Here is a 3,629-nt window from a genome sequence, read left to right on the forward strand (position 1 = left end):
CCAGCTGATTCAAGCTGAGGCAAGGTTGCACATGGGTCAGTTCTCAGTGACAATTTTTGCTGTTGCCGGGTCAGTTCTCAGTGACAATCAACACTTCGATACCACCGCCAACGACGTTCATAACAACCAGGCCCAAGCCCACGATGGCTGCGGTCAGAACGACCCAGTCAACAGTCACAGCACCGGATTCGTCAGCGAAGAAGGAGTTGATCATCTTGTTCATAGCATGTTCCCTTTCAAGGAAGTTGTTCATTCAGGTTTCAACACCGTTTCGGATCGCTTCGGTTCGGCCTCTGTTCCGTCCCGATCACCAATTCGGTATGACCCTCTTAGACACCCTGAATGTGGCGGCGAATTGGACAGACAAAGGCATTTTTGGGCTGAGCAGATTTTTCTAAAATCAGGTTCAATTTTCTGCAAAAACGCCAATTATTGTTGATGGCGGCAGCATGGTTTTTTGCACTGTCTTGCGTGACCTGTTGTGGCATTCCGGCCAATCTTGGCGATTTGGCCACAATCTGGGGGCCAAAACAGTGGCGCGGGCGGGTGATTCCTGCGATGATTTGAAAAAGAAAAAACAAAAGAGCAGTACAAAAATGCCTAAACTGGCGTATCTGGGTGCGATTGCCTGTTTGGGAATCGGCGTGGCATCGGCCTTATGTGCCAGTGCTCAGTCGGTGCTGGCGCAAACACCGCCATATCAAAGCGATTTTTCGGCGCGCCGCGTGGTTGTGGCCAAAGCGCCCAAAGGCCCGCGCATTACAGTGCAGATTGATCCTGTCGAACAGGCCAAGCGTCTTGCTGTAGCGCCGAAGCCAGTTGTGCCCGACACGCCAGTCGAGGCCGGGACGGAAGTCGCCGCCATTGGTCCGTTGGCGCCGGTAAAGCCTACGGCGGCCTATGGCTGGTATTGGGATAAGGTGCCAACGGCGCAAGGGGCCAGGGATGGCCGCTATGCCTTGGCGATGGCCAGCCTGTCCCAAGGCCCGGCCGGTGCAACTGTCCGCGCCCCGCGTTTGCAGCAGATGCAAGAGGTCGCCAGCAAATACGGCACCGAGATTTTGAAGGCGACGATTGGGACCAATGTGTCGCCCGCCTTTGTGCTGGCCGTGATCGGGATTGAAAGCGCGGGACAGCCCGAGGCCGTAAGCTCGGCCGGAGCGCAAGGTTTGATGCAATTGATTCCCGCAACCGCAGAACGCTTTGGTGTGACGGATGCGACGGATCCGGTGCAGAATATCAAAGGCGGCGTCGCCTATTTGAATTGGTTGATGGGTCAGTTTGACAGTGATCCGCTGATGGTTCTGGCTGCATACAATGCGGGCGAGGGGGCTGTGCGCGCCAATGACGGCGTGCCGCCCTATTCCGAGACGCGTGATTATGTGCCAAAGGTTTTGGCCGCGTGGCAGGTGGCACAAGGCCTGTGCCTGACGCCGCCGGAGCTGGTTTCGGACCCTTGTGTGTTCAAAGTGATCTCGGCGGGTGGGTGAGGCGCGCCCGAAAAATGCTTCTGCGGAGCATTTTTAGCGCCGAACGCGCGGGGCACTGCACTGCGCCGGATGGTGGACAAAGGCCGCCACGCCAATTTGCCAAAAAAAGGGCGCGGCCAAGGATGTCCTTGCCGCGCCCTTTGTCTCTTAGCACTCCAGTAATGTTAAGCGACGATCGTCGCTTCAGTCGCCGCACGCAGTTCGGCTTCGGTCACGCCATCTGCGCATTCGACGATCCGCAAACCGCCCTCCACCACATCCAGCACGCCCAGATTGGTAATAATCCGGTCAACCACGGCTTTGCCCGTCAGCGGCAAGGTGCAGTCTTTCAGCACTTTGGATTCGCCGTGCTTGCTGGTGTGATCCATCACAACCACAACACGCCCGACGCCTGCAACCAAATCCATCGCCCCGCCCATGCCTTTGACCAGCTTGCCGGGAATCATCCAGTTCGCCAAATCGCCGTTTTCGGCCACTTCCATAGCGCCCAAGATCGCCATTGCGATTTTGCCACCGCGGATCATCGCGAAGGATTGCGCAGAGTCAAAAAACGCAGTTTGCGGCAATTCGGTGATGGTTTGCTTGCCCGCGTTGATCAGATCGGCGTCCTCTTCACCCTCAATCGGGAAAGGGCCCATGCCCAGCATCCCGTTTTCCGATTGCAGCGTCACCTCAATCCCCTCGGGGATATAGTTCGACACCAGCGTCGGAATCCCGATGCCAAGGTTCACATACCAGCCGTCTTGCAGTTCCTGTGCGGCGCGTGCCGCCATTTGGTTCCGGTCCCAAGCCATGATCAAGACGCCTTTCTGACGGTGCGCTGTTCAATGCGCTTTTCGTGGTCGCCTTGGATCAGGCGGTGCACATAGATGCCGGGCAGGTGGATGGTGTCGGGGTCCAGCGACCCCAGCGGCACAATCTCTTCCACCTCGGCCACACATATCTTGCCACAGGTTGCGGCGGGCGGGTTAAAGTTGCGGGCGGTTTTGCGGAACACAAGGTTGCCCGATGGGTCCGCCTTCCATGCCTTCACGATTGACAGATCGGCGACGATGCCGCGTTCCATGATATATTCCTGCCCGTCAAAGACTTTCACATCTTTGCCCTCGGCAATCACCGTGCCCACGCCGGTTTTGGTGTAAAAGCCCGGAATGCCCGCACCGCCCGCGCGCATCCGTTCGGCCAGTGTGCCTTGCGGGTTAAATTCCAGCTCCAGCTCACCCGACAAATACTGGCGCATGAACTCTGCGTTCTCACCCACATAGGACGAGATCATCTTTTTCACCTGACGGGTTTCCAGCAGCACCCCAAGGCCAAAGCCGTCAACGCCCGCATTATTCGACGCGACCGTCAGGTTTTTGGTGCCCGCATCGCGAATGGCCGCGATCAGCAGTTCCGGAATGCCGCACAGGCCAAAGCCGCCAGCCGCGATTAACATGCCATCAAACAGCACGCCGTCCAGCGCCGCCTCTGCATCTTTGTATATCTTCTTCACGCAAGTTCCCCCCGCAATGTGATGTCAAAGTTTTGGCTGGGACGACAGGTGAAGTCAATTGCCGCGATGCAGCGAAAACGGGATTAATCCGTTGGTCAGTAATGGGCCAAGGCAATGCCTTTGGGTGACGGTCGGGTGAAAGGCACAATTTCCTGACATTCCGCAGGAAAAGCATATTGTTTGCAGGTCACTATGTCGCTAGTGAATGGGCTGGGCCGCGCCTTTTGCGCCCAAAGCGCTTTGTGCGGGCGTGCTGGAATGGTAGACAGACCAGACTTAAAATCCCGCACTCTGGTTCGAGAAGCGTATTGTTTTCATAGCCTTAAGGCGTTAGTGAGGTTTCTGGGCCTAAATTAGACCCAACGGAGAGTTCGAAGACACGCTGCCCGCGTGGTGGAATGGTAGACACATGAGACTTAAAATCTCCCGGCCGTATGGCCGTGCCGGTTCGAGTCCGGCCGCGGGCACCAAATACCTGTAATTACACAGTATCCTGCAGAGAACCTTCAGAGATTTTGCATTCGATCTTTCTCTTCTGCAGCATACTTTCTTAGGCTCAGGACCCATAAAATGCCTTGCTGCTGATTTGCGGTTATGATTCACGGACCCCAATGATTTGGGGGTATGATGAGTAATCTTTACTG

At 56.2% G+C, this 3,629-nt stretch carries 5 protein-coding genes and 1 tRNA gene; 2 read left to right on the plus strand and 4 right to left on the minus strand.

The window, feature by feature from the left end:
* Window positions 1-70: 70 nt before the first annotated feature.
* Both G560_RS21315 and G560_RS21170 read right to left on the minus strand, forming a co-directional pair.
* Window positions 71-223, minus strand: a complete 153-nt coding sequence (locus G560_RS21315; protein WP_022705661.1) for a hypothetical protein — start codon at window positions 221-223, stop codon at window positions 71-73.
* 106 nt (window positions 224-329) lie between these two features.
* On the minus strand, window positions 330-488 hold the full coding sequence (locus tag G560_RS21170) for a hypothetical protein (protein ID WP_155947395.1): 159 nt from the start codon (window positions 486-488) through the stop codon (window positions 330-332).
* Between the two features lie 108 nt (window positions 489-596).
* Between G560_RS21170 and G560_RS0117975 the strand changes: the two genes are divergently transcribed.
* Entirely contained in the window at window positions 597-1,490 is an 894-nt protein-coding gene (locus G560_RS0117975; RefSeq protein WP_050525140.1) for a lytic transglycosylase domain-containing protein, read from the plus strand.
* Between the two features lie 164 nt (window positions 1,491-1,654).
* On the opposite strand, the gene G560_RS0117980 is transcribed toward G560_RS0117975, so the two are convergent.
* Together G560_RS0117980 and G560_RS0117985 are read right to left on the minus strand one after the other, a co-directional pair.
* On the minus strand, window positions 1,655-2,284 hold the full coding sequence (locus G560_RS0117980) for a 3-oxoacid CoA-transferase subunit B (RefSeq protein WP_022705663.1): 630 nt from the start codon (window positions 2,282-2,284) through the stop codon (window positions 1,655-1,657).
* A gap of 2 nt (window positions 2,285-2,286) precedes the next feature.
* Complete coding sequence (locus G560_RS0117985) at window positions 2,287-2,985, minus strand: CoA transferase subunit A (RefSeq protein WP_022705664.1); 699 nt, start codon at window positions 2,983-2,985, stop codon at window positions 2,287-2,289.
* Between the two features lie 384 nt (window positions 2,986-3,369).
* Here G560_RS0117985 and G560_RS0117990 point away from each other — a divergent pair.
* Window positions 3,370-3,455, plus strand: a tRNA-Leu gene (locus tag G560_RS0117990).
* The last annotated feature ends 174 nt before the right edge of the window (window positions 3,456-3,629 follow it).

This window comes from Pseudorhodobacter ferrugineus DSM 5888, from assembly GCF_000420745.1.
GTDB classification, from domain to species: domain Bacteria; phylum Pseudomonadota; class Alphaproteobacteria; order Rhodobacterales; family Rhodobacteraceae; genus Pseudorhodobacter; species Pseudorhodobacter ferrugineus.

Bases quoted from the DNA above. Each gene is read 5' to 3' on its own strand.
- G560_RS0117975 (WP_050525140.1), top strand. From the start codon at position 597: ATGCCTAAACTGGCGTATCTGGGTGCGATTGCCTGTTTGGGAATCGGC.
- G560_RS21315 (WP_022705661.1), bottom strand. From the start codon at position 223: ATGAACAAGATGATCAACTCCTTCTTCGCTGACGAATCCGGTGCTGTG.
- G560_RS21170 (WP_155947395.1), bottom strand. From the start codon at position 488: ATGCCACAACAGGTCACGCAAGACAGTGCAAAAAACCATGCTGCCGCC.
- G560_RS0117980 (WP_022705663.1), bottom strand. From the start codon at position 2,284: ATGGCTTGGGACCGGAACCAAATGGCGGCACGCGCCGCACAGGAACTG.